We start from the raw sequence: 22,946 nt of genomic DNA, 5'->3' as shown, positions 1-22,946 counted from the left end.
GCAGGCGTTGCTGCTGGCCACCATGGGCGTGATGGTGCTGGCCGGCGCCGTGGTTGGCGCGGTGTTGCTGAACCACAACGACGAGACGTCGCGCTGGCTGACCGACGGGATCCAGCCGGCGCGGGTGGCGGCCTTCCAGCTGCAGTCCGCGCTGCGCGACCAGGAGACGGGCATTCGCGGCTACCTGATCACCGACGACCGGCAGTTCCTCACCCCGTACTACGACGGGCAACACGCCGAAGGTGCTGCGGCCGAAGAGATCCGGCGGCGGCTGGGCGAGCGCCCGGACCTGACCGCCGATGTGGACGCGATCGAAAAGGCCGCCGCCAACTGGCGCACCACCTATGCCGAGCCGGTGCTCGCCACCGTGGACCCCAACGGCCGCAACGTCATGAACCGGCCGGCCGCCGAACGCGGCAAGGCCGAATTCGACCACCTGCGGGCGCTTTTCGAGACGCAGAACGCGCACCTGGCCGCGGCGTGGGCGCGCGCGGACGACGACCTCAAGCGCACCGACGCGTGGCGCGACCGCGTGCTGGGCGCGATGGTGCTGGTGTTCTTCGGCACCGCCGCCGCGCTGGGCCTGTTGATGCGCGACGCGGTCACCCGCCCGCTGGCGGCGCTGGCCGCGGCGTGCCGGCGGATCACCAAGGGCGACTTCGGCGACAGGATTGTGGCGCCGAAGCGGCCCCGCGACATCCGCAGCATGGCCATCGACGTGGAGAACATGCGGGAGCGGCTCGTGGAGGAGCTTGAGGTATCGCGTTCCGCGCGAGGGCTTTTGGACGAGCAGGCGCTCGAATTGCGGCGCTCGAACGCCGAGCTCGAGCAGTTCGCTTACGTCGCGTCGCACGACCTGCAGGAGCCGCTGCGCAAGGTCGCGTCGTTCTGCCAGCTGCTGGAACGGCGCTACGGCGACCAACTCGACGAGCGCGGAATCGAATACATCGGCTTCGCCGTCGACGGGGCCAAGCGGATGCAGGTGCTGATCAACGACCTGCTCACCTTCTCCCGCGTCGGCCGGCTGGGGACCTCGGAAACCGAGGTCGCCCTCGACGACGCGCTGGACGCCGGCCTGTCCAACCTGGCGGTGGCCATCGAGGAGGCCGACGCCGAGGTCGTGCGCCCGTCGCGGCCGCTGCCGCGGGTCATCGGGGATCCCACGCTGCTGACGATGCTGTGGCAGAACCTGGTCGGCAACTCGGTGAAGTTCCGCCGCGAGGACCGCCGGCCCCGCGTCGTCATCGAGTGCGAGGAGGGCTCCGGTGACCGCGCGGGCGAATGGTTGTTCAGCGTGTCGGACAACGGAATCGGCATCGCCGAGGAGTTCACCGAGAAGGTCTTCGTGATCTTCCAGCGCCTGCACGGCCGGGAGGTGTACTCCGGAACCGGCATGGGTCTTGCGCTGGCCAAGAAGATCGTCGAGCACCACGGAGGCACCATCTGGGTCGACACGTCCTATCACGACGGAACCCGGTTGCGGTTCACCCTGCCGATTCCCGCGCCGGTGCGCGCGACCGAACAAAGCCCGGCCACACTCGAAGGAGCCACCTGATGACACCAGCCGGCCGAGCGATCGAAATCCTGCTCGTCGAAGACGATCCCGGTGACGAGCTGATCACCCGGGAAGCGTTCGAACACAACAAGGTCAACAACAACCTGCACGTCGCCCACGACGGTGAGGAGGGCCTGGACTTCCTCTACCAGCGGGGGGAGTTCGCGGACGCGCCGCGGCCCGACCTCGTCCTGTTGGACCTGAACCTGCCGAAATACGATGGGCGCCAACTGCTTCAGCAGGTCAAGTCCGACCCGGACCTCTCCCGCATCCCGATCGTCGTACTCACCACCTCCTCGGCCGAGGAGGACATCGTGCGCAGCTACGAACTGCACGCGAACGCCTACGTCACCAAGCCCGTCGACCTCGACCAGTTCATGAGCGCCGTGCGGCAGATCGACGAGTTCTTCGTTCAGGTCGTGCGGTTGCCCGGCGTCTGAGAGCGGCTACCGGGATTCCGAGTGGCGCTGCGCGAACCAGGTGATCAGCCGGCCGAGGATGATCAGCAGCAGCACGAAGACGATCAGCAGGAACGCCGCGTCGTAGGACAACGCCCGCGCCGCCTTCGACGGCAGGTTGTAGAACGTCCAGATCGGGTAGGTCAGGTAGCCGACGGGTGAGCCGGTGAGCTTTCCGGTCGGGGCGGAATTCGACCAGCCCGCCGTGTAGAGCATCGGCGCCGTCTCGCCGACCGCGAGCGCCAGCGCCACCAGCAGGCCGGTGACGATCCCCGGGATCGCGGACTTGAGCACGATCTTGCGCAGGGTCCAGCCGAGCGGCAACCCGAGGGCTTCGGCGCCCTCCCGGTAGGACGTGGGCACCTGGGCGAGCGCGGATTCGGTGGCCTTGGCGATGTAGGGGATGCTCATGGCCGACAGCGTCAGCACCCCCGCCGCCAGCGAAAAACCCCACTGGAACTTCACCACCAGCGCCAGGTAGCCGACGTAGCCGAGCACGATGGACGGGATGCCGGCCAGCACCTCGTAGGCGCCGCGCAGGATGGATCGCGTTCTGCCGCCGGCGAATTCGGACAGGTAGATCCCGGTCAGGACGCTGACCGAGCCGCCCACCAGCATGACTCCGAGGCCCACGACGACGGTGCCGATGATGGCGTTGCGCAGCCCGCCGCCGTTGCCGCGGGTGTTGTCGGTCAGCACGCGCCAGCTGAACACCGGCAACGCGCGGGAGACGACTTCGACCAGCATCCACAGCGTCGGCACGACCACCACCGCCAGGCAGCACCCGCAGGCGACCCAGAACAGCGCGTTGACGATCTTGCGGCGGGTACCGACCACGTCAGACCCCCCGTCCCACCGGCAGGGCGGTGCCCGACACCCGGCGCACCAGGGCGCGGGCCGCCACGTTGGTCAGCAGCGTGATCAGCATCAGCACCAGCGAAACCTCGGCGAGGGTCTTCACCGCGAAGTCGGTGAAATCGGTCATCGCCGAATCCAGTTGCGACACAACGGTGGCGGCGATGGTGGTCATCGTCGCGTAGATGTTGGCGGGCATCGCGCCCAGCACCGCACCCGAGACCATGGCCACGGCCATCGTCTCGCCCAGCGCGCGTCCCAGCCCGAGCACCACGGCGCCGATGATGCCGCTGGACACCCACGGCAGCGTGACCCTGCGGGCGCACTCGAAGTCGGTCATCCCCAGCGCGACCGCGCCCTCGCGGGGCAGCACCGGCACCTGCCGGATCAGGTCGCGGCTGGTGCTGGCGATGATGGGAATGACCATCACCGCCAGCACCAGGCCGGACACCAACATGCCCTCCCCGTTGCCGGGGTTGCCGCGGAAGTAGCCGAGCACCGGCACGTCCGGGGCGTTGCGGGCGATCACGGGCGCGACGTGATGGGCGATGAACGGCCCGAAAGTCATTGCGCCCCAAAGGCCGACGATGACGCTCGGGATGCCGGCGAGCAGCTCGAGCACCATACCGATGGCCGACGCCAGACGCCTGGGCAGCCGCTCCACGATCACCAGCGCCGCGCCGATCGACACCGGCACCGCGATGATCAACGCGATCGCCGAGGTGGCCAGGGTCCCCACGATCAGCGGCAGCGCGCCGTAGTAGGCACCGACCGGGTGCTGGACTCCGCGGGTGACGACGGCGTCGCCGTAGGTGTTGCCGGGGTTCCAGTCGGTGGCGGTGAAGAAGTGCAGCCCGTTGACCCGGATTGCGGGCAGCGCCTCGAGGAGCAGCGTCGCCAGCACGAACACGAGCGCGAGCAGCGGCACCACCGCACCCACCGCGCCGAGGGAGCGGATGGCCAGACCCGGGCGGGCCGCGCGGCGGATTCGCTGGATGCGGTCCAGCGCGCCCCCGATCGCGATGTCTGTCACGACATCCCTACTGGCCGCTGATCTTGGCGATCTGGGCGTCCGACGACTTCACCACCTCGGCCGGCAGCGGCTGGAAGTGCACCTTGTCCAGGAACGAGGCGTTGTTGCCGTCGGTGATCGCCCAGTGCAGGAAGGCCTGCAGCGTCTGGGCGGTGGCGCCGTCCTTCTGGTTGCTGTTGACGATGGCGTACTCGTAGTTGATGATCGGGTACCCGTCGGCGGCCGGGCCGTTGATCAGCGAAATCGCCTGGTTCGCCGGGGTTTTCGAGGCGAAGCCGGCGGCCGCGGCCTGGATGCTCTGGGCGTCGGGCAGCAGGTACTTGTCGGCGGCGTTGGCCAGCTGCGCCTCGCCGAGCCCCTTCTGCTGGGCCTGATCGAGGAAGCTGATGCCGATGTAGGCCACGCAGCCCGGGGTGTCCGCGCAGCCAGTCACCATGCCGCCGTTTCCGTTCTCGCCGAGCGCGCCGGGCACCGTCGGGAAGGCGACGGTGGTGCCGAACCCGGGCGACTTGCCCCAGCCGTCGGGGTCCTGCTTGGACAGGTACTGGGTGAACAGGAAGGTGTCACCGGACCCGTCGGAGCGGTGCAGCGGAACCACCGGGGTGGCGGGCAGGTTCACGCCGAGGTTCAGACCCGTGATCTGCGGGTCGTTCCAGGTCTTCACGGTGCCGTTGTACATGGCGGCCAGCACCTTGCCGTTCAGCTTGATGTGCTCGGTGACGCCGGGCAGGTTGTAGTTGACCTGCTGCGCGGAGATGGCCAGCGCGACGTTCATCAGGCCCTTGTGCGCGGACATGTCGCCCTCGGACAGGTAGGCGTCGGAGGCGCCGATGGCGACCGCCCCCGCCGCGGCCTGGGAGATCCCGGTGCCGGAGCCGGTGCCCTGGGTGGTGATCGTGACGTTGGAGTACTTGTCGTGATAGGCGGGGCCCCACAGGTTGAACAGCGGGTAGAGCAGCGTGCTGCCCGTCTCGGCCAGTGTCACCGGCGAGGACGCCGGCGTGGTTGCTACCGGGCCGCCGGCCCCCTGATTCGACGATCCGTTCGTCGAGTTCGAACCGCAGGCACCCGCGGCCAACACCAGTGGCGCGGCGGCCGCCAGCACCAAGTACCTACACCAACGTGTCTTCACGATCTGTCACCTTTCGTTGCTGATCCCTTGCTTCACTTACCTTTTCGCTCAGCCGCGGATTTTCGCGATCTGGGCGAGTGACGTCTTGACCACCGGGTCCGGCAGCGGCTGGAAGTGGACCTTGTCCAAAAACGCGGGGGCGTTGCCGTCGGTGACCGCCCAGTGCAAAAACGCCTGCAGCGTCTGGGCGGTGGCGGCGTCGGGCTGGTTGCCGTTGACGATGGCGTACTCGTAGTTGACGATCGGATAACCGTCGGCGGCCGGGCCGTTGATCAGCGAGATCGCCTGGCTCGCGGGGGTATTCCCGGCGAAGCCGGCGGCCGCGGCCTGAATGCTCTTGGCTTTGGGCAGCAGGTACTTGCCGGAGGCGTTGCCCAGCTTGGCCTCCCCGAGCCCCTGCTCGTCGGCCGCGTCCAGCGACCCGATGCTGGTGTAGGCGACGCAGCCGGGGTTGGCCGCGCAGCCGGTCACCATGGCGCCGTCGCCGTTCTCGCCCAGCGCGCCGGGCACCGCCGGGAAGTCGACGGTGGTGCCGAAGCCGGGGGTCTTGCCCCAGCCGTCGGGGTCCTGCTTGGACAGGTACTGGGTGAACTGGAACGTGCTGCCCGAACCGTCGGAGCGGTGCAGCGGGACCACCGGGGTGTCCGGCAGCTGCAGGCCGGGGTTGAGGGCGGCCAGCGCCGGGTCGCTCCAGGTCTTGATCGTGCCGCGGTACATGGCGGCCAGCACCTTGCCGTTGAGCTTGAGGTGCTGATGGACGCCGGGCAGGTTGTAGTTGACCTGCTGTGCCGCGACGGCCAGCGCGATGTTCATCAGCCCGGGGTGGGCGGCCATGTCGCCGTCGGACAGGTAGGCGTCGGAGGCGCCGATGGTGACCGCCCGGGCCGCCGCCTGGGAGATGCCGGCGCCCGAACCGCTGCCCTGGGTGGTGATGGCGACGTTCGGATACTTCGCGTGATAGGCGGAGCCCCACTCGCTGAACAGTGGGTAGAGCAGCGTGCTGCCGGTCTCGGAGAGCTCGATCGTGGACGTCGCGGGCGCGGTGGCGACGCTCGTGGTCCCCCCGGCGTTCGGTGCGCCGGTTGGCGCATGCGAGCCGCAGGCGGCGACGCCCAGGGCCGTCGCCAGCCCCAGCAGCGCATCCCACCGACTCTTCACGTCCTCGCTTCCTCGGGCCGTCCCGCCTGGGCCGGCCGGAACGGGGCGAAGTAGCGGGCGGTTTCCTCGTGTTTCGGCGAGACGAACAGCTGCTTGGTGGGCCCCTCCTCGACCAGCCGGCCCTCGAAGAAGAAGGCGGTCCGGTCGCCGGTGCGGGCGGCCTGGGCGAGGTCATGAGTGACCATGACCACGGTCAGCCGGTCGGCGAGTGACCGGATGAGGCCCTCGATCTTCTCGGTCGTGGTGGGGTCCAGCGAGGAGGTGGGCTCGTCGAGCAGCAGCACCTCGGGGCCGACCGCCAGCGCGCGGGCCAGGCACAGCAACTGTTGCTGGCCGCCGGAGAGCCGGAACGGGGAGTCCCCGAGCCGATCCTTGACCGCGTCCCACAGGCCGACCTCGGTGAGCCGGGCCTCGGCGACGTTCTTGAATTCCTTGCGCGGCACCATCTTGTGGGCGCGCACGCCGGCGACCACGTTGTCCATGATCGACATCGGGAATGGGTTGGGGCGCTGGAACAGCATGCCGACGCTGCGGCGAAACTCCATCAGGTCGCGCCCGGAGAAGATGCTGCGCCCGCCCATCAGGACGTCGCCGCTGTGCCGGAAGCCGGAGACCTTGTCGTTCATCCGGTTCAGCGTCCGCAAAAACGTCGTCTTCCCGGAGCCGGTGGGTCCCAGCAACGACGTGACCGCCCGCGCCGGAAACTCCAGGCTCACCCGGTCGAGCACGGTCTTGGCGCCGAAGCCCAACGTGAGGTCCACCGCCGCCATGGCCGGAGGTGCCCCGGGGTCGGCCCCGGTGTCGGCGAGCTGTTCACGGCTCATCAAGGCCCGATGCTACTGCCAGTCACCGGCCGGACACCCGCCCGTAAACAGATACTCAGCGACCTACAAGGTGCCGCTAATCCCACACCCATCTTCAAAGGTTTGTATATTCACGATGGGTTCACGTGTGTGTCACCTACGTCGCTGCGTGTGCCGCGCACGGTCCCAACGCTACGGAGGAGTTGCGTGAGGTTCATCCGATCCGGCACCGCGCTGAGTTTGCTCGCCGTCAGCGCGCTGGTGCTGGCCGGATGCGGTGGCAACTCGAACAATCCGTCCGGGACCAGTGCCAAGCCGATCCCGGTGAACTGCGGCGGCAAGAAGCTGCTCCATGCGAGCGGCTCGACCGCGCAACAGAACGCCGTCGAGCAGTTCGTCTACGCCTACGTCCGCGCGTGCCCGGGCTACACGCTGGACTACAACGCGAACGGCTCCGGCGCCGGCGTCGAGCAGTTCGTCAACAACGAAACCGACCTGGCGGGCTCCGACGTCCCGCTGGATCCGTCGACGGGCCAGCCCGACCGGGCCGCGGCCCGGTGCGGTTCGCCGGCGTGGGACCTGCCGACGGTGTTCGGCCCGATCGCCATCACCTACAACGTCAACGGCGTGGGCACGCTGAACCTGGACGGGCCCACCGCGGCAAAGATCTTCAACGGCGCCATCACCAAATGGGACGACCCGGCCATCAAGGCCCTCAACGGCGGCGCCAGCTTCCCCTCGACACCGATTCACGTCGTGTTCCGCAGCGACAAGTCCGGGACCACCGCCAACTTCCAGAAGTACCTCGACGGCGCGTCCGACGGCGCGTGGGGCAAGGGCACCGGCGAGAAATTCAACGGCGGCGTCGGGGACGGCGCCAGCGGGAACAACGGCACCTCGGCGGCGCTGCAGAGCACCGACGGGTCGATCACCTACAACGAGTGGTCGTTCGCAGTGGGTAAGCAGTTACACATGGCGCAGATCATCACCTCGGCGGGCCCGGACCCGGTGTCGATCACCACCGACTCCGTCGGCAAGACCATCGCCGGCGCCCGATTCCAGGGTCAGGGCAACGACCTGGTGCTGGACACGTCGTCGTTCTACAAGCCCACCCAGGCCGGCGCCTACCCGATCGTGCTGGCGACCTACGAGATCGTCTGCTCGAACTACCCGGACAAGGCGACCGGGCAGGCAGTCAAGGCGTTCATGCAAGCGGCCATCGGTCCGGGGCAAGATGGTCTTGAACAGTACGGATCGATCCCGATGCCGAGCTCGTTCCAGTCGAAGCTGGCGGGCGCGGTGAACGCGATCTCGTGAACGGACGAAGGGAGCCTCCATGGTGAGCGCGCCGAGTTCGCGAATGGGGTCGCAATTCGGGCCCTACCGGTTGCTGCGGCTGCTGGGCAGCGGCGGCATGGGCGAGGTCTTCGAGGCCGAGGACACCCGCAAGCGCCGGGTGGTGGCGCTGAAGCTGATCTCCGAGCAATTCTCCGGCGACCCGATGTTTCGCGCGCGCATGCAGCGCGAGTCCGACGCCGCGGGCCGGTTGACCGAGCCGCACGTGGTGCCGATCCACGACTACGGCGAGATCGACGGGCGCCTCTACCTGGACATGCGCCTGATCGACGGCGCCGACCTGGCCACCATCCTCAAACGCGCCGGGCCGCTGAGCCCGGCGCGGGCGGTGGCCATCGTGAGCCAGATCGCCGCGGCGCTGGACGCCGCACACGCCAGCGGTGTGACGCACCGCGACGTCAAGCCGGAGAACATCCTGGTCACCAACAGCGACTTCGCCTACCTGGTGGACTTCGGGATCGCCCGCGCCGCCGCCGACCCGGGGCTGACCCAGACCGGGACCGCGATGGGAACCTGCAAGTACATGGCCCCGGAGCGGTTCACCAGCGACGACGTCACCTACCGCGCCGACATCTATTCGCTGGCCTGCGTGCTGGGTGAGTGCCTGACCGGGTCGCCGCCGTACCGGGCCGACAGCATGGAGCGGTTGATCGCCGCGCACCTGCTCGAGCCGCCCCCGCGGCCCAGCCAGCTGATGCCCGGGCGGGTTCCGGCGGCGCTGGACGACGTGATCGCCAAGGGCATGGCCAAGAACCCCGAGGAGCGCTACCGCACGGCCGGCGAGCTGGCCGCCGCGGCGCACGACGCCCTGAACGTCTCCGAGCAGCACCAGGCCGTCGCGATCATGCAGCACAACCAGCTGGCGGCCCGCCCGATCGGCGACATCGAGACGCAGGCCCGGCCCGTGGTGCCCAACGGCGGCGCCAGCTGGCCGGGGCCGGTGGCCGCCACCGGCGGTGGTGGCGGGACCTCGCCGCCCGGCGGCGTCACCGGGTGGCGCAGCCAATCGATGCCCGCGTCGTATCCACGGCCGCAGGCGGCCCCGCCACGGTCCGACTACTGGCGTGGCGGGCCCGACGCGGACCGACGGCGCAAGTGGTGGATCGCCGGCGGCGTGCTCGCGGTGGCGCTCATCGCCGTCATCGCGCTGGTCGTCGTCCTCCTGCGCGGGTCGAACCCGTCGCCGAAGGAGCCCTCCGGGCAGAGCGTGTTGCCGTTCAACGGCATCGACTTCCGCCTCTCCCCAGGCGGGGTGGCCCTGGACAAGGCCGGCAACGTCTACGTGACCAGCGAGGGCATGTACGGGCGGGTGGTGGAGCTGCCGACCGGCACGAGCTCCCCGCGGGTGCTGCCGTTCAACGGGCTCTACCAGCCGCAGGGGCTGGCGGTGGACGAGGCCGGCACGGTCTACGTCGCCGACTTCAACAACCGGGTGGTGAAGCTGGCGTCCGGCTCGAACAACCAGACGGTGCTGCCGTTCAACGGGCTGAACTACCCCGAGGGCGTCGCGGTGGACGCCCAGGGCGCGGTCTACGTCGCCGACCGGGGCAACAGCCGGGTGGTGAAGTTGCCGGCCGGGTCGAACGCCCAAACCGTGCTGCCGTTCAACGGCCTGAAGAACCCCGACGGCGTGGCGGTGGACCCCGCCGGCAACGTCTACGTCGCCGACACCGACAACAACCGGGTGCTGAAGCTGGACGTCGGGACGAACGCCCAGACCGAGCTGCCGTTCGCGGGCGTGTCGGTGCCGTGGGGCATCGCGGTGGACCCCGCCGGCGACGTGTTCATCACCGAGCACGACAGCAGCCAGGTCAAGAAGCTGCCGGCCGGATCGAACGTTTCGACCGTGCTGCCGTTCACCGGGCTCAACACGCCGCTGGCCGTGGCGGTGGAATCCGGCGGCAACGACTCCAAGGGAGCCGGGAACGTCTACGTCGCCGACCGCGGCAACAACAGGGTAGTCAAGCTGGTTCCCTGACCAGGAATTCGTCGTTGTGCTGCCCCGGGGTGGGCGGCGGAGCGGCGGCCACCGCGTCGAAGCTGGCGTAGCGCGCCGGCATCCGGACGACGGTGATTGCCCCGTCGCCGCTGCCCACGTGCAGCGCCAACTCGTTCTCGGCGAACAGCGGCGTGCTCACCACCTGCTTCCAGGTGTAGGCCAGGCAGGCCATCAGGCCGCCCTCCTGCAGCAGCTCGACCCACTCGGCCGCGGTCTTGGCGGCCAGCGCCGACTCGAGTTCCTCGGTCAACTCGTGGTAGTTCAGCGCGCGCGAACGCTGGGTGGCGAACCGCTCGTCGTCCTTCAGATCCGGGCGGCCGATGATCTGGCACAGCTTGGCCCAGTGCTTGGGCACGTAGGCGCTGATCACCAGGTAGCCGTCGGACGCCTTGAATGCGTCCGACGGCTGGGTGGCGAAGCCAACGCCCTTGCGTTTCTTGGGTTTTGGGTCGGCGTCGGGCTTGGGCGCCTCGCTCGGCTTGTTCAGGTGGATGGTCAGCTGGCTGGCCTGCAGGTTGACCGCGACGTCGTACATGGCGACCCGCACGGTCTCGGCCACCCCGTGGCGCTCCCGGTTGAGCAGCGCGGCGAGCACCGCCTGCGCCAGCACGTGGCCGCTGGCGGCGTCGACGAGCTGGAACGGGATGATCTGCGGCTTGCCGGTCGGGGTGGGCATCCCGGTGCTCATGCCCGACTCGGCGGCGACCATCAGGTCGACGCCCGGCCTGCTGCCGTGCGGGCCGTTGCCGCCGTAGGCCGAGAGCCGCGCGTAGATGAGCCGGGGATTGCGGGCCCGCAGGTCGTCGGGGCCGAGCCCCAGGCGTTCCATCACCCCGGGCCGAAACCCTTCCAGGACAACGTCGGCGGTGTCGGCGAGCCGCAGGATCTGCTCTTTGTTCTCGTCGGCGGTCAGGTCCACCGCAACCGACTTCTTGCCGCGGTTGTGCGGCAGGAACAGCGTAGGCAGGGGAGGGCGTCCGGGCAGCACCGCGGTGATCTGCCGGGCCGCCTCGCCGCCGGGCGCCTCGACCTTGATGACCTCGGCGCCCAGGTCGGCCAGCACCTGCCCGGCCAGCGGCCCGGCGATGTTCTGGGTGAAATCGAGCACCCGGTAGCCGTCAAGGGGCTTGGGGGCCTTGCTGTTTGGCATTCTGGCCGTCTCCTTAAACTGGCTTGTGCAGCACCGCGGTGCAGTAGTGATTCCTACCGAAAGGCCCATCGGGGTCGCTGGACTGCAGCGGAAATCCGTTGTCGCCCAACAACTTATTAAGCGGCGTGCGCGCCGGGCGCCAGCCGCGATCTTCCAGATAGGCCGCCACGTCGTTGCGCTCCCCGGGGAAGCCCAGTTCGCCCAGCGCGATGTCGAGGCCGTTCTCCCGCCACTTGTCGCAGGCGGCGTTGAGCGCGTCACCGCTGACCCCCGTGTTGAGGAACACCTCGGCCACCAACCTGCTGCCGTCGGCGCTGAGGGCGGTGATCTGGTCCAGCAGCCGGTCCTGGGCGTCGGCCGGGAGGAACCCGAGCAGGCCCTCCGCCGCCCAGGCGGCCGGGCGGCTCGCGTCGAACCCGGCCTGCCGCAGCGCCGCCGGCCAGTCGTCGCGCAGGTCGATCGACACGTTTCGCAACCCGGCCGTAGGCGTGGCGCCGAGCTCGGCGATGGTGGCGGCCTTGAACGCGATGACCTCGGGCTGGTCGATTTCGTACACCGTGGTGCCGGTCGCCCACGGCAGCCGGTAGGCCCGCGCGTCCAGGCCCGAGGCGAGGATGACGACCTGGTCGACACCGGCTTGCTGGGCTTCGGCGAAGAACGCGTCGATGTAGCGGGTGCGGGCGGCCATCATGTCGGTCATGCGCTGCATGCCCCACGGCGCGCCCGGGACGTCGACGTCCGCGGAGCTGAATTCACCTGCGGCCCAGCGTGTCATGAAGTCGATACCCACGGCGCGCACCAGCGGCTCGGCGAACGGATCGTCGATCAGCCCCGCCCGGGTGGCGCGGGCCCGACCCGCCGCGACCATGGTGGCCGTGGCTCCCACGCTGGTGGCCAGGTCCCACGTGTCGTCGTCGCTGCGCGCCATCGGATGGTCCTTCCGCGGTTTCTCGGCTGGTTAGACAGAATAACGATACGGTCTCCCGGCCGTTGCGCGTCCCGGCGTCGGGCCCGTCCCGCCCTACCATGGCCGGATGCAAATGGTGCTCTCGGCCGCCGGGTCACCGTGTTCGACGGCGGTCGCGCGGGACGCCGGCTGGCGGCGCAGCGCCCACGCGGCGCGGCGGCTGGCCTGGATCAGCCTGGCCGTGGTGCTCGTCGAGGGCGTCGTCGGGCTGTGGCAGGGGCTGGCGGTCGGATCCGTCGCGCTGACCGGGTGGGCGCTGGGCGGCGGGGCCGAGGCGCTGGGCAGCGGGATGGTGGTGTGGCGGTTTTCCGGGTCCCGGACCCTGTCGGCGACGGCCGAGCGGCGCGCGCAGCGCGGCGTGGCGGTGTCGTTCTGGCTGACGGCCCCCTACGTCGCCGCCGAATCGCTGCGCGACCTGACCGACGCGCACCACGCCGACACGTCGCTGATCGGCATCGCGCTGACGGCCGTCGCCCCGGCGCTGATGCTGACGCTGGGCTGGGCCAACCATCGGCTCGGCGCGCGGCTGGACTCGGGGGCGACCCGCGGCGAGGGCACCCAGAACTATCTGTGCGCCGCGCAGGCGCTTGGGGTGCTGGCGGGCCTGGCCGTCACCGCGCTGTGGTCCGGCGGTTGGTGGGTCGACCCCACGATCGGGCTGGCAATCGCCGGCATCGCGGTCTATGAGGGCATCCAGTCCTGGCGCGGTCACGCCTGCTGCTGAGGCCCGTCAGTCCGGGTCGGCTTTTCCCTTTGCTCGCCTTTCGCGCTGACCGCGACACATAAACGTCTGCGACGACACGCCGAAACCCGTCGCAGCGGTTTATGTCTCGCGGAACAGGGCGGTGTGCATATTTACTTATTTGCGCGGGTCCGGTTCCCACGTCCCGGGCAGCATCGGCGCGCGCGCCGGCGCCGTCGCCAGCCCCGCCGCCGCAGTGCCTTTGGCGGCGGTTCCGGTGAAGCCCACGGTCCCCGCCGGGGTGGGGTCCATGTATTCGTAGCCGCGGCCCAGCTGGGTGAGCTTGGCCCGGCGGCGCCGCTGCGCCGTTGACGGCTCCTCGGGAGCCGCCGCGGCCGCCGGGGCGTCGGCGTCCTCGGGTTCGGGCGCCCTCTTGCGGGCGCCGGTGCCCGCCGCCCGGCGGGCATCCGCGCCCAGGCCGCCGACCAGGTAGGCGTAGCCGTCCATGCCCGCGGCCAGGCTCGCGCCGGTCAGCGTCGGCGGAGCGGTGCCCGGCGGCGGCGCCGGTGCGGGCGCTGGGGCGACCGCGGCCGCCGGGGCCGGCGCGGGGACCGGGGCGGGCGGCGGCGGGGTGGGGGCCGGCGCCGGGACGCTCGGGGCGAGCGCCACCAGGGGCGGCATGGTCGGCGGCAGCGCCGGCGGCACCACCACGAGCAGGCCTTTGATGCCGGCCAGACCCGACAGGCCGCCCAGCGTCGCGGGCACGGCGGCCAACGGCGCCAGCGACGCGGTGATCACCGGCAGCAAAACCACGAGCAGCGCGATGTTCTGTTCCAGCAGCGTCTTGAGCAACGCGATGGTGTCGGTGATGACCGTGCCGATGGCCTCGACGGTGACGAACACCAAAGTCCAGCCGATGACCGTCGGGTTGCCCGACGCGAACGCCGCGGCGACGTCCGCGCCGATGAACGCGAAGGTCTCCGACAGGAACAGGGAGTACGACGCGAAGTCCATCGGGTAGCCCAGGGCGAACGCGATGTTGAACGGGCTGAGGAAGCTCAGCGGGTTGCCGAGCACGGGCAGCCACGGATCGAACCCGGAGAACAGCGCCGCAAAGAACGGGTTGCTGGCCACCGAGTCGATCAAGGGCTGCAGGGACTGGTAGTAGAAGTCGGTAAACCCGTTGCGCTGCAACCAGTCCAGGATGTCGTTTTGCCGGTCGGGGGGTAACGGCTGCGCCGCGGCGGCGGCCGTCACGATCTGCGGCGCGGCGGTGGTCCGTGGCGCCGCCGTCACCGCCGCCGCGGCGACGGCCTGATAGGTGCTCATCACGGTGGCCGCCTGGACCCACATCCGTGCGTAGTCGGCCTCGTTGGCCGCGAGCGGGATCGCGTTGACGCCAAAGAAATTCGTCGCGAGCAGCACCGCGTGGGTGGCGTGGTTGTCGGCCAGCTCCGCCAGGGTCGGCATCGCGGCCAGCGCGGCGGTGTAGGCGGCGGCGGCGGTTTCGTGCTGGGCGGCCGTCGCGGCGCTGTTCGCGCCGGCCTGTGCCAGCCACCCGAGATGGGGGGCATGGGCGGCCGCGTAGGCGTCGGCCGTCGGGCCGTCCCACGACCCCGCCCGCGCCGCGGCCAGCAGCGCCTCGAGTTCCTGGGCGGCTTGGGCGTATTCGGTGCTCAGGGAGCTCCACGCCGCCGCGGCGGCCAGCAAGGCGCCGGGGCCGGGGCCGGCGCTCAGCAGCGCCGAATGCACCTCCGGGGGCGACGCCATCCAAATGGGGGCGATCATGGGATGAGCCAGCTCTCTCGGGGTACACCGCCCCGGGTCGCAGGATGCGACGACGCGAGTGTCCTGGCTCTCGGATCGCTGCTCGCCTCGCCTTCCAACTCATGTCGAGCCGTGGCTAGTGAGGGTCGCTCCCCGATGACAGTGGCGGGACCGCGCCGGATTCGCACCGGCTTCCTGCATCGTCATCGCCTTACGCGCCGTATTGTCGCACGCTTTCGTTTGCTGCGCCGAGCGTCGATTAGTTGGGCGGAAAGCCGCACATCTGACGCAACAACTCGACGCTGGCCATCGCGCTAGTTCAGTCGGTACCTGATCAGCCGGGAGCTGTTGGCCACCACCGCCACCGACGACGCGTTGTGCAGGATTGCGGCCAGCACGGGGGACAGGGCGCCACCGGCGCCGATGATCAGCCCGGCGGCGTTGACGGCGATGGACATGCCGTAGTTCTCGCGGATGACGTCGACGGCGCGGGCGCCCAGGTCGCGCACGTCGAGCAGCCGGTGCAGGTCGTCGTTCGCCAGCGCCACATCGGCGGTCTCGACGGCGACGTCGGTGCCGGCCAGCCCCATGGCGATCCCGATGTCGGCGGCGGCCAGCGCCGGCGCGTCGTTGATGCCGTCGCCGACCATGCCGACCACGAAGCCGTCGTTTTGCAGCTCGCGCACCACCTCGAGCTTGTCCTCCGGCATGACCTCGGCGCGCCACTCGTCGATGCCCAGTTCGGCCGCGACCACCTCGGCGATCTCGGGATGGTCGCCGGTGAGCATGACGATGCGTCGAATCCCGTTGGCGCGCAACTTCTTCAGCACCTCGGCGGCTTCGGGCCGCACCTCGTCGCGCAGGCTGATCAGCCCCACCAGTTTGCCGTCCACCGCGAGCAGCAGCGGCGTCTCGGCCCGGCGCCGCAGCTTGTCCACCCACTCCGACGCCTTCTTGGTCACCCGCACCTTTTCCGCGCGCAGCAGCGACGGGCTGCCCAGCAGCAGGGTGCGGCCGTCGGCCCAGGTCCGCATGCCCAGTCCCACCAACACCTCGCACTCCTCGTGCGGCGGGATGCTGATGTGACGTTCCTCGGTGGAGCGGATCACCGCCTCGGCCAGCGGGTGGCGGGAGTGGATCTCCGAGCTGGCCGCGTACGCCAGCACCTGCTCGGGCTCCCAATCCTTCTGCAAGGAAACGATGTTGGTGACCACCGGGCGCCCGACGGTCAGCGTGCCGGTCTTGTCGAACACGATCGCGTCGACCTGGCCCGCCTGCTCGAGGTGGGAGCCGCCCTTGATCAGGATGCCGCGGCGCGCGCCGTTGCCGATCGCGGCGCTGATCGCGGTCGGGGTGGCCAGGCCCACCGCGCAGGGGCACGCGATCAGCAGCATGGTCATCGCCCGCCGGACGTCCCCGGTGACGGCCAGGGTGATCGCCGAGACGATGAACGAGGTGGGAACGAAACGGCGGGAGAAGTTTTCGCCGACCGTCTGAATCGGGGCGCGGTCGTGCTGCGCCTCCTCGACGCGGGTGATGATGCGCCCGATCGTGGTCTGGTTGCCCACGGCGTGGGCGCGCACCACGACGCGCCCGCGCACCACCACCGAGCCGGCGTGCACGCGCGCGCCGACCACGACGCTGACCGGCAGGTTCTCGCCGGTGATCGCGGACTGGTCGACGATCGCCTCGCCGTCGACCACCTCGCCGTCCACCGGGATCGCGACGTGGTCGTGCACCACCACCTCGTCGCCGATCTGCACGGTGTCGATCGGCACCTGCACCTCATTACCGTCGTCGAGCCGGATCCACGCGGTGTCCTGGCTGCCGCGCAACAGCTCCGAGATGGCGCGGCGGGTGCGGCGCAGGGTCAGGTCCTGCAGGTACTCGCCGATGTTGAGCAGCCACAGCACGGTGAGGGCGACGACGTTCTCGCGCAGGATCAGGCTGGCCACGGTCGCCGCCGACACCAGCGCGTCGGTGCCGGCGCGGCCCGAGCGCAGCGAGCGCAGGGCGCCGCGCAAGAACGGGTAGCCGGTGAAGACGGTGACGCCGGTGGCGAACAGCCGGCCGCTCGGGCCGAGCAGCGGCGGCCGCGCGAACACGTAGCGGCGCACCCCGAGCAGGGCCAGCGCCGCGCCGCCGATGACCATGCGCAGCACGTCGGTGTTGCGGATCTCCGACGAGTGCGGCGCGCGCGCCGGGATCAGCTCGGCGGCAACGTGCGCGGCGGAGCCGATCGCCGCCAAAACCGCGGCGCGGTCGCAGCGCCGCGGCGAGTACCAGACGACCACCGAGCCGGTGCGCGGGTAGGCGTGCACGGCGCGCACGCCCTGCTCCTTGGCGACGGCCTCCTCGACCGCGACCGCCCGCCGCGAATCGCTGCGTACCCAGCCGACCGACACCCGCATGCGCCCGGCCGCATCCGAAAGTACTTGCAGGGCAGGGTCTTCGGCGGTAAGGACGGGCATGTCCGCCCGGTCAGTGCTCGTGCGGGTGGGTGTCGGTGATGGACGGCGTGGGCGCTTCCTCGCCGATGCGCTCGCGGGCCTCGGCCATGACGTCGGCGAGCTTCAGCCGCGCCGACTCGGCCGCCTCCTCGGCCTTGCGGGTGCCGCGCAGCCCCAGTTCCGCGGCCGACACGGCGGTCTCGTGCAGTGGCGCCTTGGCCATGGCCTTGCGCACCACCTCGTAGGCCGTCACGCCGACGAGGCCGGTGACGACCGTCGATGCCGCTTTCGCCAAGAGCCCGTACGCCGCCATCGCTCGAAACCTTCCTGGGTTGTGTGTGCCGGTTTCGCCCGACATTAACATTGAAATATTGCGATATCAATATGAGTCGTCAGAGGACGCGGGTCACCTTTTCGGTCGCGATGCGCCGCGGCAGCGCGCCCGGATCGGGGTTGGCCACCTGCACCAGCGACGCGCCGACGGCCAGGATCGCCAGCAGGCCGTCCACCACCTCGTCCGGCGTCGTCCACGCCGCGCTGGACAGCACCCGGTCGCCCGACGCCAAACCCCGTGCCGCGGCCGAGCTTTCGCAGTCGGACAGGACCGCTTCGACCGACCGCCCGGCCAGCGCGGGACCGGGGTGGCGTTCGGGAACGATCTGGTCGCCGTGCACCCGCACGGCGGTGGCGTAGTCGGTGACGCCGATCGGCACGTCGGGTGCGGGACGGCCGAACGGATCGAGCGACAGCACGGCCACCTCGCCCCCGCCGGCGGCCTGGTCGGCCTCGTCCAGCCGGTCGGCGGTGCACAGCGCCAGGTCGGCCTCGCCATCGAGCACCGCCTCGGCGCCGATCCACCACACCCCGAACAGCACCGCCGCGGTCTGCCAGTGCGCGGGCAGCAGGATCGCGACCCGGCTACCCGGCCCGGCGCCCAGCTCGTCGCGCAACAGGTTGCCGGTCTTGGCGGCCCAGTTGGCCAGCGTCGCCGCGGACAACTCGATGCGCTCACCTGTGCCGTCGTCGTAGTAGGTGATGCGCGGGCCGACGGCGTCGGTCCGCAGCATGGGGTCCAGGATCGCCCCGGCGAGCGTGTTCGATTGGTGCACCGGGTGGTTAGTTTATGCACTCCGGCTTGTCGGAGCCCGCGGTCAGGATCGGCGACGGCGCGGGCACGTTCGGGTCGGCCCCCTGTCCTGGCGAGGCGCCGGCGTTGGACACCCGCGCGGACGTCAGCGACGGGCCACCCGACAGGCCCGAGCCGGGCCCGGTGTAATCGTTGGCCAGCACCACGCGCACCGAGCCGGCCGGGATGGACGAATCGGCGACGACGGGCAGCCCGCCCAGCTCCTTGGAGATCTCCTGGGCGCCCAGGTCGTCGGTCTTGGCGGCGCGCACCTGGCTGCCCTTCACGTGGCCGCCGTCGTTGTTGCCGACGGTGCCGGTGGCAAACCCCTTGGAGCTCAACACATCCGACACCGCTGCGGCCAGCCCGTTGATGTCGGTGTCGTTGACCACGTTGGCCGTGGTCTTGGCCGGTGTGTAGGCCAGTTCCTCGGTCTTGCCCTCGGCCTGGCCCTCCAGCAGGCCCGCCACCCATTGCTGGACCTGGTGGGGGTCCACCCGCACCACGCTCTGCATCCCGTCGTCGCTCCAGCCGGCGCCGTCGAGCACCGGGATCGTGGCGAAGGCGACGTTGCCGCCGGCCAGCTTCTGCATCTGCTGCACGAAATCCATGACGTCCCAACCCGAGGAGATCACCACCGAGCGCTGGACGGCGGACTGCAGCCGCTTGAGCGTGGTGGGGCTGGACAGCGTCTGCCCGGAGATGACCCGGTGGGCCAGCGAGGCCATCACCACCTGCTGGCGCACGACGCGGTCCAGGTCGCCGCGCGGCAGGTCGTGGCGCTGGCGCACGAAACTGAGCGCCTCCGGGCCGTCGAGCCGTTGCCGGCCGGCGGGGAAGTCGGCGCCCGAAAGCGGTTCGTACACCGCCTCTTTGAGGCAGACGTCGACGCCGCCGAGCGCGTCGGTGATCAGGGCGAACCCGAGCAGCCCGATCTCGGCGTAGTGGTCGACGGTGACGCCGGTGAGGTCGGCGACGGTCTTGATCAGCGCCTCGCGGCCGGCCTCGGTGCCCTGGGCCGCCGCGTCCTTGGCGGAGTCGCCGGCCTTGACGAGGCTGGCCCGCTTGGCCTCGCGGGTCTGGCCGTAGACGCCGTTGATCTTCGTCTTGCCCAGGCCGGGCGCCTGGACGTAGGAGTCGCGCGGGATCGAGATCGCCGTCGCCGACTTTCCGTTGTTCGGTATCCGGATCAGGATGATCGTGTCGGTGTTGGTGGCCTCCTCGTCGCCGGCGCGCAGGGTGTCGAGCTCCTCCTGCGACAGCGGGTTGCCGTGCGCGTCGGTGCGGCTGTCCAGGCCGACCAGCAGGATGTCGATCGCGCCGTCGTCGCCGCCCTTGCCCAGCGACGGTGCCGACATGTGGAAGATGCCGTCCTCGAAGGACCGGACGTTGCTCCAGGCGAGGCCGGTACCGAGGACCACAACCAGGGTCAGCACAGTGGCGACCACACGAACCACACGTTGCACAGGCATCACACTAGGTTACTTGCGACACAGCGGCTTCTCGGTTAGCCGACCCCGGTGTGCCCAAGGCGTTCCGGCACCGTGCCAGACTCGACACATGTCGGACAGACTCGTGATCACCGGAGCCGGGGGACAGCTCGGCAGCTGCCTGGCGGCGCTGGCCACCGCGCAGGGCCGCGACGTGCTGGCGCTGACGTCGTCGCAGTGGGACATCACCGATGCCGCCATGGCCGAGCGGACCATCCGCGCCGGCGACGTGGTGGTCAACTGCGCGGCCTACACCGACGTCGACGGTGCCGAGAGCGACGAGGCCGGGGCGTACGCGGTCAACGCCACCGGGCCGGAACACCTGGCGCGGGCCTGCGCGCGCGCCGGCGCCCGGCTGATCCACGTGTCGACCGACTACATGTTCACCGGCGAGCCGGCGACCGACCCGCCGCGCCCCTACGAGCCCAGCGACGAACCCGACCCGCGGGGGGTGTACGCGCTGAGCAAGCTCGCCGGGGAGCGGGCGGTGCTGGCGGCGCTGCCGGAGGCGGTCATCGTGCGGACCGCCTGGCTCTACACCGGCGCGACCGGCAAGGACTTCGTCGCCGTCATGCGCCGGCTGGCCGCCGGCGACGGCCCGGTGACCGTGGTCGACGACCAGGCCGGCTCGCCGACCTACGTCGGCGACCTGGCCGTCGCGCTGCTGCAGGTCATCGACGACCGGGTGCCCGGGCCCATCCTGCACGCCGCCAACGAGGGCGCGGTGTCCCGCTTCGAGCAGGCGATCGCGGTGTTCGAGGAGTGCGGCGCCGACCCGGCGCGGGTGCGGCCGGTGCGCACCGACGAGTTCCCGCGGCCCGCCCCGCGCCCGACCTACTCCGCGCTGGGCAGCCGGGAGTCCGCCGCGCTGGGCCTGACGCCGCTAAGGCCCTGGCGCCCTGCGCTTGTCGCGGCGCTGGCCGCATCGCCTAGTGAGCGCCCGGTACCCTCTACGCGTGACTGACGTCCTGCCGGTCGTGACGGTGACCTACTCACCGGGCCCGCACCTGGAGCGGTTTTTGGCCTCCCTGTCGCTGGCCACCGAGCGCCCGGTCAGCGTGGTGCTGGCCGACAACGGCTCCACCGACGGCACCCCGCAGGCGGCGGTCGAGCGCTACCCGAACGTGCGGCTGTTCGACACCGGCGCCAACCTCGGCTACGGGACCGCGGTCAATCGCGCCGTCGCGCAGCTCGACCAGGAACACGACTGGCTGATCGTGGCCAACCCCGACGTGCAGTGGGGTCCGGCCAGCATCGACGCGCTGCTCGACGCCGCCGCCCGCTGGCCGCGCGCCGGCGCGCTGGGCCCGCTCATCCGGGACCCCGACGGGTCGGTGTACCCGTCGGCGCGGCACCTGCCCAGCCTGATCCGCGGCGGCATGCACGCGGTGGTCGGGCCGTTCTGGAAGCGAAACCCGTGGACGGCGGCCTACCGCCAGGAACGCCAGGAGCCCAGCGAGCGGGCGGTGGGCTGGCTGTCGGGATCGTGCCTGCTGGTGCGCCGCTCGGCTTTCCGCCAGGTCGGCGGTTTCGACGAGCGCTACTTCATGTACATGGAGGACGTCGACCTCGGCGACCGGCTGGGCAAGGCGGGCTGGCTTTCCGTCTACGTGCCGTCGGCCGAGGTCCTGCACCACAAGGGCCATTCCACCGGCGGCGACCCGGCCAGCCACCTGGCCGCGCATCACCGCAGCACCTACACCTTCCTGGCCGATCGGCATTCCGGCTGGTGGCGCGCGCCGCTGCGCTGGACGTTTCGGGGGTCGCTGGCGGTGCGGTCGCGCCTGATGGTGCGCAGCTCGCTGCGCAGCCGCAGACGCAACCTGGCGGGACGGCGCTGACGTGGGAGCCGCTCAGGTCGACGCGGTGGTCCTGGTCGGGGGCAAGGGCACCCGGCTGCGGCCGCTGACGCTCTCGGCGCCCAAGCCGATGTTGCCCACCGCCGGGCTGCCGTTTCTGACCCATCTGCTGTCGCGGATCGCCGCGGCCGGCATCGAGCACGTGATCCTGAGCACGTCGTATCAGGCCCAGGTGTTCGAGGCCGAGTTCGGCGACGGCTCCAAGCTGGGCCTGCAGATCCAGTACGTCACCGAGGAATCGCCGCTGGGAACCGGCGGCGGCATCGCCAACGTCGCCGGGCACCTCCGCCACGACACCGCGATGGTGTTCAACGGCGACGTGCTGTCCGGCGCCGACCTGGGCCAGCTGCTGGAGTTCCACCGCACCAACGCCGCCGACGTCACCCTGCACCTCGTGCGGGTCGGTGACCCGCGGGCCTTCGGCTGCGTGACCACCGACGAAAACGGAAGGGTCACAGCGTTTTTGGAAAAGACGCAGGACCCGCCGACCGACCAGATCAACGCCGGCTGCTACGTCTTCGAACGCGCGATCATCGACCGGATCCCGCGGGGTCGCGAGGTTTCGGTGGAGCGCGAGGTGTTCCCGGCGCTGCTGTCCGACCCCGGCGTCAAGGTCTGCGGCTACGTCGACGCCACCTACTGGCGCGACATGGGCACCCCCGAGGACTTCGTCCGCGGGTCGGCGGACCTGGTCCGCGGGATCGCACCGTCGCCGGCGCTGCACGGCCACCGCGGCGAGCAGCTGGTGCACGACGGCGCGGCGGTGTCGCCGGGGGCGGTGCTGATCGGTGGCACGGTCGTCGGGCGCGGTGCCGAGATCGGGCCCGGTGTCCGCCTGGACGGCGCGGTCGTCTTCGACGGCGCCAGGGTCGAGGCCGGCAGCGTGATCGAACGCTCGATCATCGGCTTCGGTGTGCGCATCGGCCCGCGGGCGCTGATCCGCGACGGGGTGATCGGCGACGGCGCCGACATCGGCGCGCGCTGCGAGTTGCTGCGCGGCGCCCGGGTGTGGCCCGGCGTAGCCATTCCCGACGGCGGGATCCGCTACTCGTCCGACGTGTAGTCATTGCGCCGAGCTGGGGGCACCTCCCGCTTGCGGGGGAACA

20 protein-coding genes and 1 riboswitch are annotated in these 22,946 nt (G+C 70.6%); of the genes, 8 read left to right on the top strand and 12 right to left on the bottom strand.

The genetic code is table 11. The features are described from left to right. Window positions 1-22: 22 nt before the first annotated feature. Together AC5Y4Z_RS21225 and AC5Y4Z_RS21220 are read left to right on the top strand one after the other, a co-directional pair. On the top strand, window positions 23-1,555 hold the full coding sequence (locus AC5Y4Z_RS21225; RefSeq protein ID WP_499967089.1) for a sensor histidine kinase: 1,533 nt from the start codon (window positions 23-25) through the stop codon (window positions 1,553-1,555). Beyond that, window positions 1,555-1,995: a response regulator gene (locus AC5Y4Z_RS21220; RefSeq protein WP_499966786.1), complete on the top strand. Its 441-nt coding sequence runs from the start codon at window positions 1,555-1,557 to the stop codon at window positions 1,993-1,995. Before AC5Y4Z_RS21225 ends, AC5Y4Z_RS21220 begins: the two co-directional genes overlap by 1 nt. A 6-nt stretch (window positions 1,996-2,001) precedes the next feature. Here the strand turns inward: AC5Y4Z_RS21220 and pstA are convergent, their stop codons facing one another. The 5 genes from pstA to AC5Y4Z_RS21195 are packed head-to-tail and all read right to left on the bottom strand — an operon-like array spanning window position 2,002 to window position 7,015. Beyond that, window positions 2,002-2,850, bottom strand: a complete 849-nt coding sequence (gene pstA, locus AC5Y4Z_RS21215) for a phosphate ABC transporter permease PstA (protein WP_499966785.1) — start codon at window positions 2,848-2,850, stop codon at window positions 2,002-2,004. A gap of 1 nt (window position 2,851) precedes the next feature. Next, on the bottom strand, window positions 2,852-3,865 hold the full coding sequence (gene pstC, locus AC5Y4Z_RS21210) for a phosphate ABC transporter permease subunit PstC (protein WP_499967087.1): 1,014 nt from the start codon (window positions 3,863-3,865) through the stop codon (window positions 2,852-2,854). 43 nt (window positions 3,866-3,908) lie between these two features. Next, window positions 3,909-5,033 (bottom strand): phosphate ABC transporter substrate-binding protein PstS, encoded by a 1,125-nt coding sequence (gene pstS / locus AC5Y4Z_RS21205; RefSeq protein WP_499966783.1) that lies wholly within the window; start codon window positions 5,031-5,033, stop codon window positions 3,909-3,911. 48 nt (window positions 5,034-5,081) lie between these two features. Then, window positions 5,082-6,191 (bottom strand): phosphate ABC transporter substrate-binding protein PstS, encoded by a 1,110-nt coding sequence (gene pstS / locus AC5Y4Z_RS21200; protein WP_499966782.1) that lies wholly within the window; start codon window positions 6,189-6,191, stop codon window positions 5,082-5,084. Beyond that, window positions 6,188-7,015, bottom strand: a complete 828-nt coding sequence (locus AC5Y4Z_RS21195) for an ATP-binding cassette domain-containing protein (protein ID WP_499966781.1) — start codon at window positions 7,013-7,015, stop codon at window positions 6,188-6,190. The genes pstS (AC5Y4Z_RS21200) and AC5Y4Z_RS21195 overlap by 4 nt, the downstream gene beginning before the upstream one ends. Window positions 7,016-7,201: 186 nt before the next feature. Between AC5Y4Z_RS21195 and pstS (AC5Y4Z_RS21190) the strand changes: the two genes are divergently transcribed. Both pstS (AC5Y4Z_RS21190) and AC5Y4Z_RS21185 read left to right on the top strand, forming a co-directional pair. Then, window positions 7,202-8,311, top strand: coding sequence for a phosphate ABC transporter substrate-binding protein PstS (pstS, locus tag AC5Y4Z_RS21190; RefSeq protein ID WP_499966780.1), 1,110 nt, complete (start codon window positions 7,202-7,204; stop codon window positions 8,309-8,311). Window positions 8,312-8,330: 19 nt separating this feature from the next. Beyond that, a complete protein-coding gene (locus AC5Y4Z_RS21185) occupies window positions 8,331-10,328 on the top strand; it encodes a serine/threonine-protein kinase PknD (RefSeq protein ID WP_499966779.1) in 1,998 nt (665 codons plus the stop codon). Here the strand turns inward: AC5Y4Z_RS21185 and AC5Y4Z_RS21180 are convergent. Further along, window positions 10,312-11,499 carry a CoA transferase gene (locus AC5Y4Z_RS21180; protein WP_499966778.1) on the bottom strand — a complete coding sequence of 396 codons (1,188 nt, stop codon included), beginning with the start codon at window positions 11,497-11,499 and terminating at the stop codon, window positions 10,312-10,314. The two genes, AC5Y4Z_RS21185 and AC5Y4Z_RS21180, sit on opposite strands and share 17 nt — an antisense overlap. 13 nt (window positions 11,500-11,512) lie before the next feature. Then, window positions 11,513-12,427: a class I SAM-dependent methyltransferase gene (locus AC5Y4Z_RS21175; protein ID WP_499966777.1), complete on the bottom strand. Its 915-nt coding sequence runs from the start codon at window positions 12,425-12,427 to the stop codon at window positions 11,513-11,515. 112 nt (window positions 12,428-12,539) lie between these two features. Here AC5Y4Z_RS21175 and AC5Y4Z_RS21170 point away from each other — a divergent pair, with 112 nt between their 5' ends. Continuing rightward, on the top strand, window positions 12,540-13,190 hold the full coding sequence (locus AC5Y4Z_RS21170) for a cation efflux transmembrane domain-containing protein (protein WP_499967085.1): 651 nt from the start codon (window positions 12,540-12,542) through the stop codon (window positions 13,188-13,190). Between the two features lie 135 nt (window positions 13,191-13,325). On the opposite strand, the gene AC5Y4Z_RS21165 is transcribed toward AC5Y4Z_RS21170, so the two are convergent. The 5 genes from AC5Y4Z_RS21165 to AC5Y4Z_RS21145 all read right to left on the bottom strand — a co-directional run bounded on the left by AC5Y4Z_RS21165 (window position 13,326) and on the right by AC5Y4Z_RS21145 (window position 19,966). Then, entirely contained in the window at window positions 13,326-14,936 is a 1,611-nt protein-coding gene (locus tag AC5Y4Z_RS21165; protein WP_499966776.1) for a PPE family protein, read from the bottom strand. 34 nt (window positions 14,937-14,970) lie between these two features. Further along, a riboswitch (cobalamin riboswitch) is annotated at window positions 14,971-15,158 on the bottom strand. 71 nt (window positions 15,159-15,229) lie between these two features. Then, entirely contained in the window at window positions 15,230-17,386 is a 2,157-nt protein-coding gene (gene ctpC / locus AC5Y4Z_RS21160) for a manganese-exporting P-type ATPase CtpC (RefSeq protein WP_499966774.1), read from the bottom strand. Window positions 17,387-17,396: 10 nt separating this feature from the next. Further along, window positions 17,397-17,678: a DUF1490 family protein gene (locus AC5Y4Z_RS21155; RefSeq protein WP_499966772.1), complete on the bottom strand. Its 282-nt coding sequence runs from the start codon at window positions 17,676-17,678 to the stop codon at window positions 17,397-17,399. A 79-nt stretch (window positions 17,679-17,757) separates the two neighbouring features. Then, on the bottom strand, window positions 17,758-18,474 hold the full coding sequence (locus AC5Y4Z_RS21150; RefSeq protein ID WP_499966770.1) for a TIGR03089 family protein: 717 nt from the start codon (window positions 18,472-18,474) through the stop codon (window positions 17,758-17,760). A gap of 7 nt (window positions 18,475-18,481) precedes the next feature. After that, the gene (locus tag AC5Y4Z_RS21145; RefSeq protein WP_499966769.1) at window positions 18,482-19,966 is read right to left on the bottom strand and encodes an LCP family protein; all 1,485 of its coding nucleotides are present in this window, start codon (window positions 19,964-19,966) and stop codon (window positions 18,482-18,484) included. A gap of 85 nt (window positions 19,967-20,051) precedes the next feature. On the opposite strand from AC5Y4Z_RS21145, the gene rfbD reads away from it, so the two are divergent. The 3 genes from rfbD to manB are packed head-to-tail and all read left to right on the top strand — an operon-like array spanning window position 20,052 to window position 22,903. Beyond that, window positions 20,052-20,945 carry a dTDP-4-dehydrorhamnose reductase gene (rfbD, locus tag AC5Y4Z_RS21140; RefSeq protein WP_499966768.1) on the top strand — a complete coding sequence of 298 codons (894 nt, stop codon included), beginning with the start codon at window positions 20,052-20,054 and terminating at the stop codon, window positions 20,943-20,945. Beyond that, on the top strand, window positions 20,938-21,822 hold the full coding sequence (locus AC5Y4Z_RS21135; RefSeq protein WP_499966766.1) for a glycosyltransferase family 2 protein: 885 nt from the start codon (window positions 20,938-20,940) through the stop codon (window positions 21,820-21,822). The genes rfbD and AC5Y4Z_RS21135 overlap by 8 nt, the downstream gene beginning before the upstream one ends. 1 nt (window position 21,823) lies before the next feature. Beyond that, the gene (gene manB / locus AC5Y4Z_RS21130) at window positions 21,824-22,903 is read left to right on the top strand and encodes a mannose-1-phosphate guanylyltransferase (protein ID WP_499966764.1); all 1,080 of its coding nucleotides are present in this window, start codon (window positions 21,824-21,826) and stop codon (window positions 22,901-22,903) included. Window positions 22,904-22,946: the final 43 nt, after the last annotated feature.

It is taken from the genome of Mycobacterium sp. NGS63, assembly GCF_059812295.1.
Note: the sequence above shows the minus strand (reverse complement) of the source record. Positions and strands in the feature narration are given on the sequence as shown.

What these genes read in the sequence shown, in the direction of transcription:
- AC5Y4Z_RS21170 (WP_499967085.1), top strand. Translation starts at nt 12,540, where the DNA reads ATGGTGCTCTCGGCCGCCGGGTCACCGTGTTCGACGGCGGTCGCGCGG.
- AC5Y4Z_RS21175 (WP_499966777.1), bottom strand. Translation starts at nt 12,427, where the DNA reads ATGGCGCGCAGCGACGACGACACGTGGGACCTGGCCACCAGCGTGGGA.
- AC5Y4Z_RS21195 (WP_499966781.1), bottom strand. Translation starts at nt 7,015, where the DNA reads ATGAGCCGTGAACAGCTCGCCGACACCGGGGCCGACCCCGGGGCACCT.
- AC5Y4Z_RS21180 (WP_499966778.1), bottom strand. Translation starts at nt 11,499, where the DNA reads ATGCCAAACAGCAAGGCCCCCAAGCCCCTTGACGGCTACCGGGTGCTC.
- AC5Y4Z_RS21220 (WP_499966786.1), top strand. Translation starts at nt 1,555, where the DNA reads ATGACACCAGCCGGCCGAGCGATCGAAATCCTGCTCGTCGAAGACGAT.
- rfbD (WP_499966768.1), top strand. Translation starts at nt 20,052, where the DNA reads ATGTCGGACAGACTCGTGATCACCGGAGCCGGGGGACAGCTCGGCAGC.
- AC5Y4Z_RS21225 (WP_499967089.1), top strand. Translation starts at nt 23, where the DNA reads ATGGGCGTGATGGTGCTGGCCGGCGCCGTGGTTGGCGCGGTGTTGCTG.
- AC5Y4Z_RS21165 (WP_499966776.1), bottom strand. Translation starts at nt 14,936, where the DNA reads ATGATCGCCCCCATTTGGATGGCGTCGCCCCCGGAGGTGCATTCGGCG.
- ctpC (WP_499966774.1), bottom strand. Translation starts at nt 17,386, where the DNA reads ATGCCCGTCCTTACCGCCGAAGACCCTGCCCTGCAAGTACTTTCGGAT.
- AC5Y4Z_RS21155 (WP_499966772.1), bottom strand. Translation starts at nt 17,678, where the DNA reads ATGGCGGCGTACGGGCTCTTGGCGAAAGCGGCATCGACGGTCGTCACC.
- AC5Y4Z_RS21185 (WP_499966779.1), top strand. Translation starts at nt 8,331, where the DNA reads ATGGTGAGCGCGCCGAGTTCGCGAATGGGGTCGCAATTCGGGCCCTAC.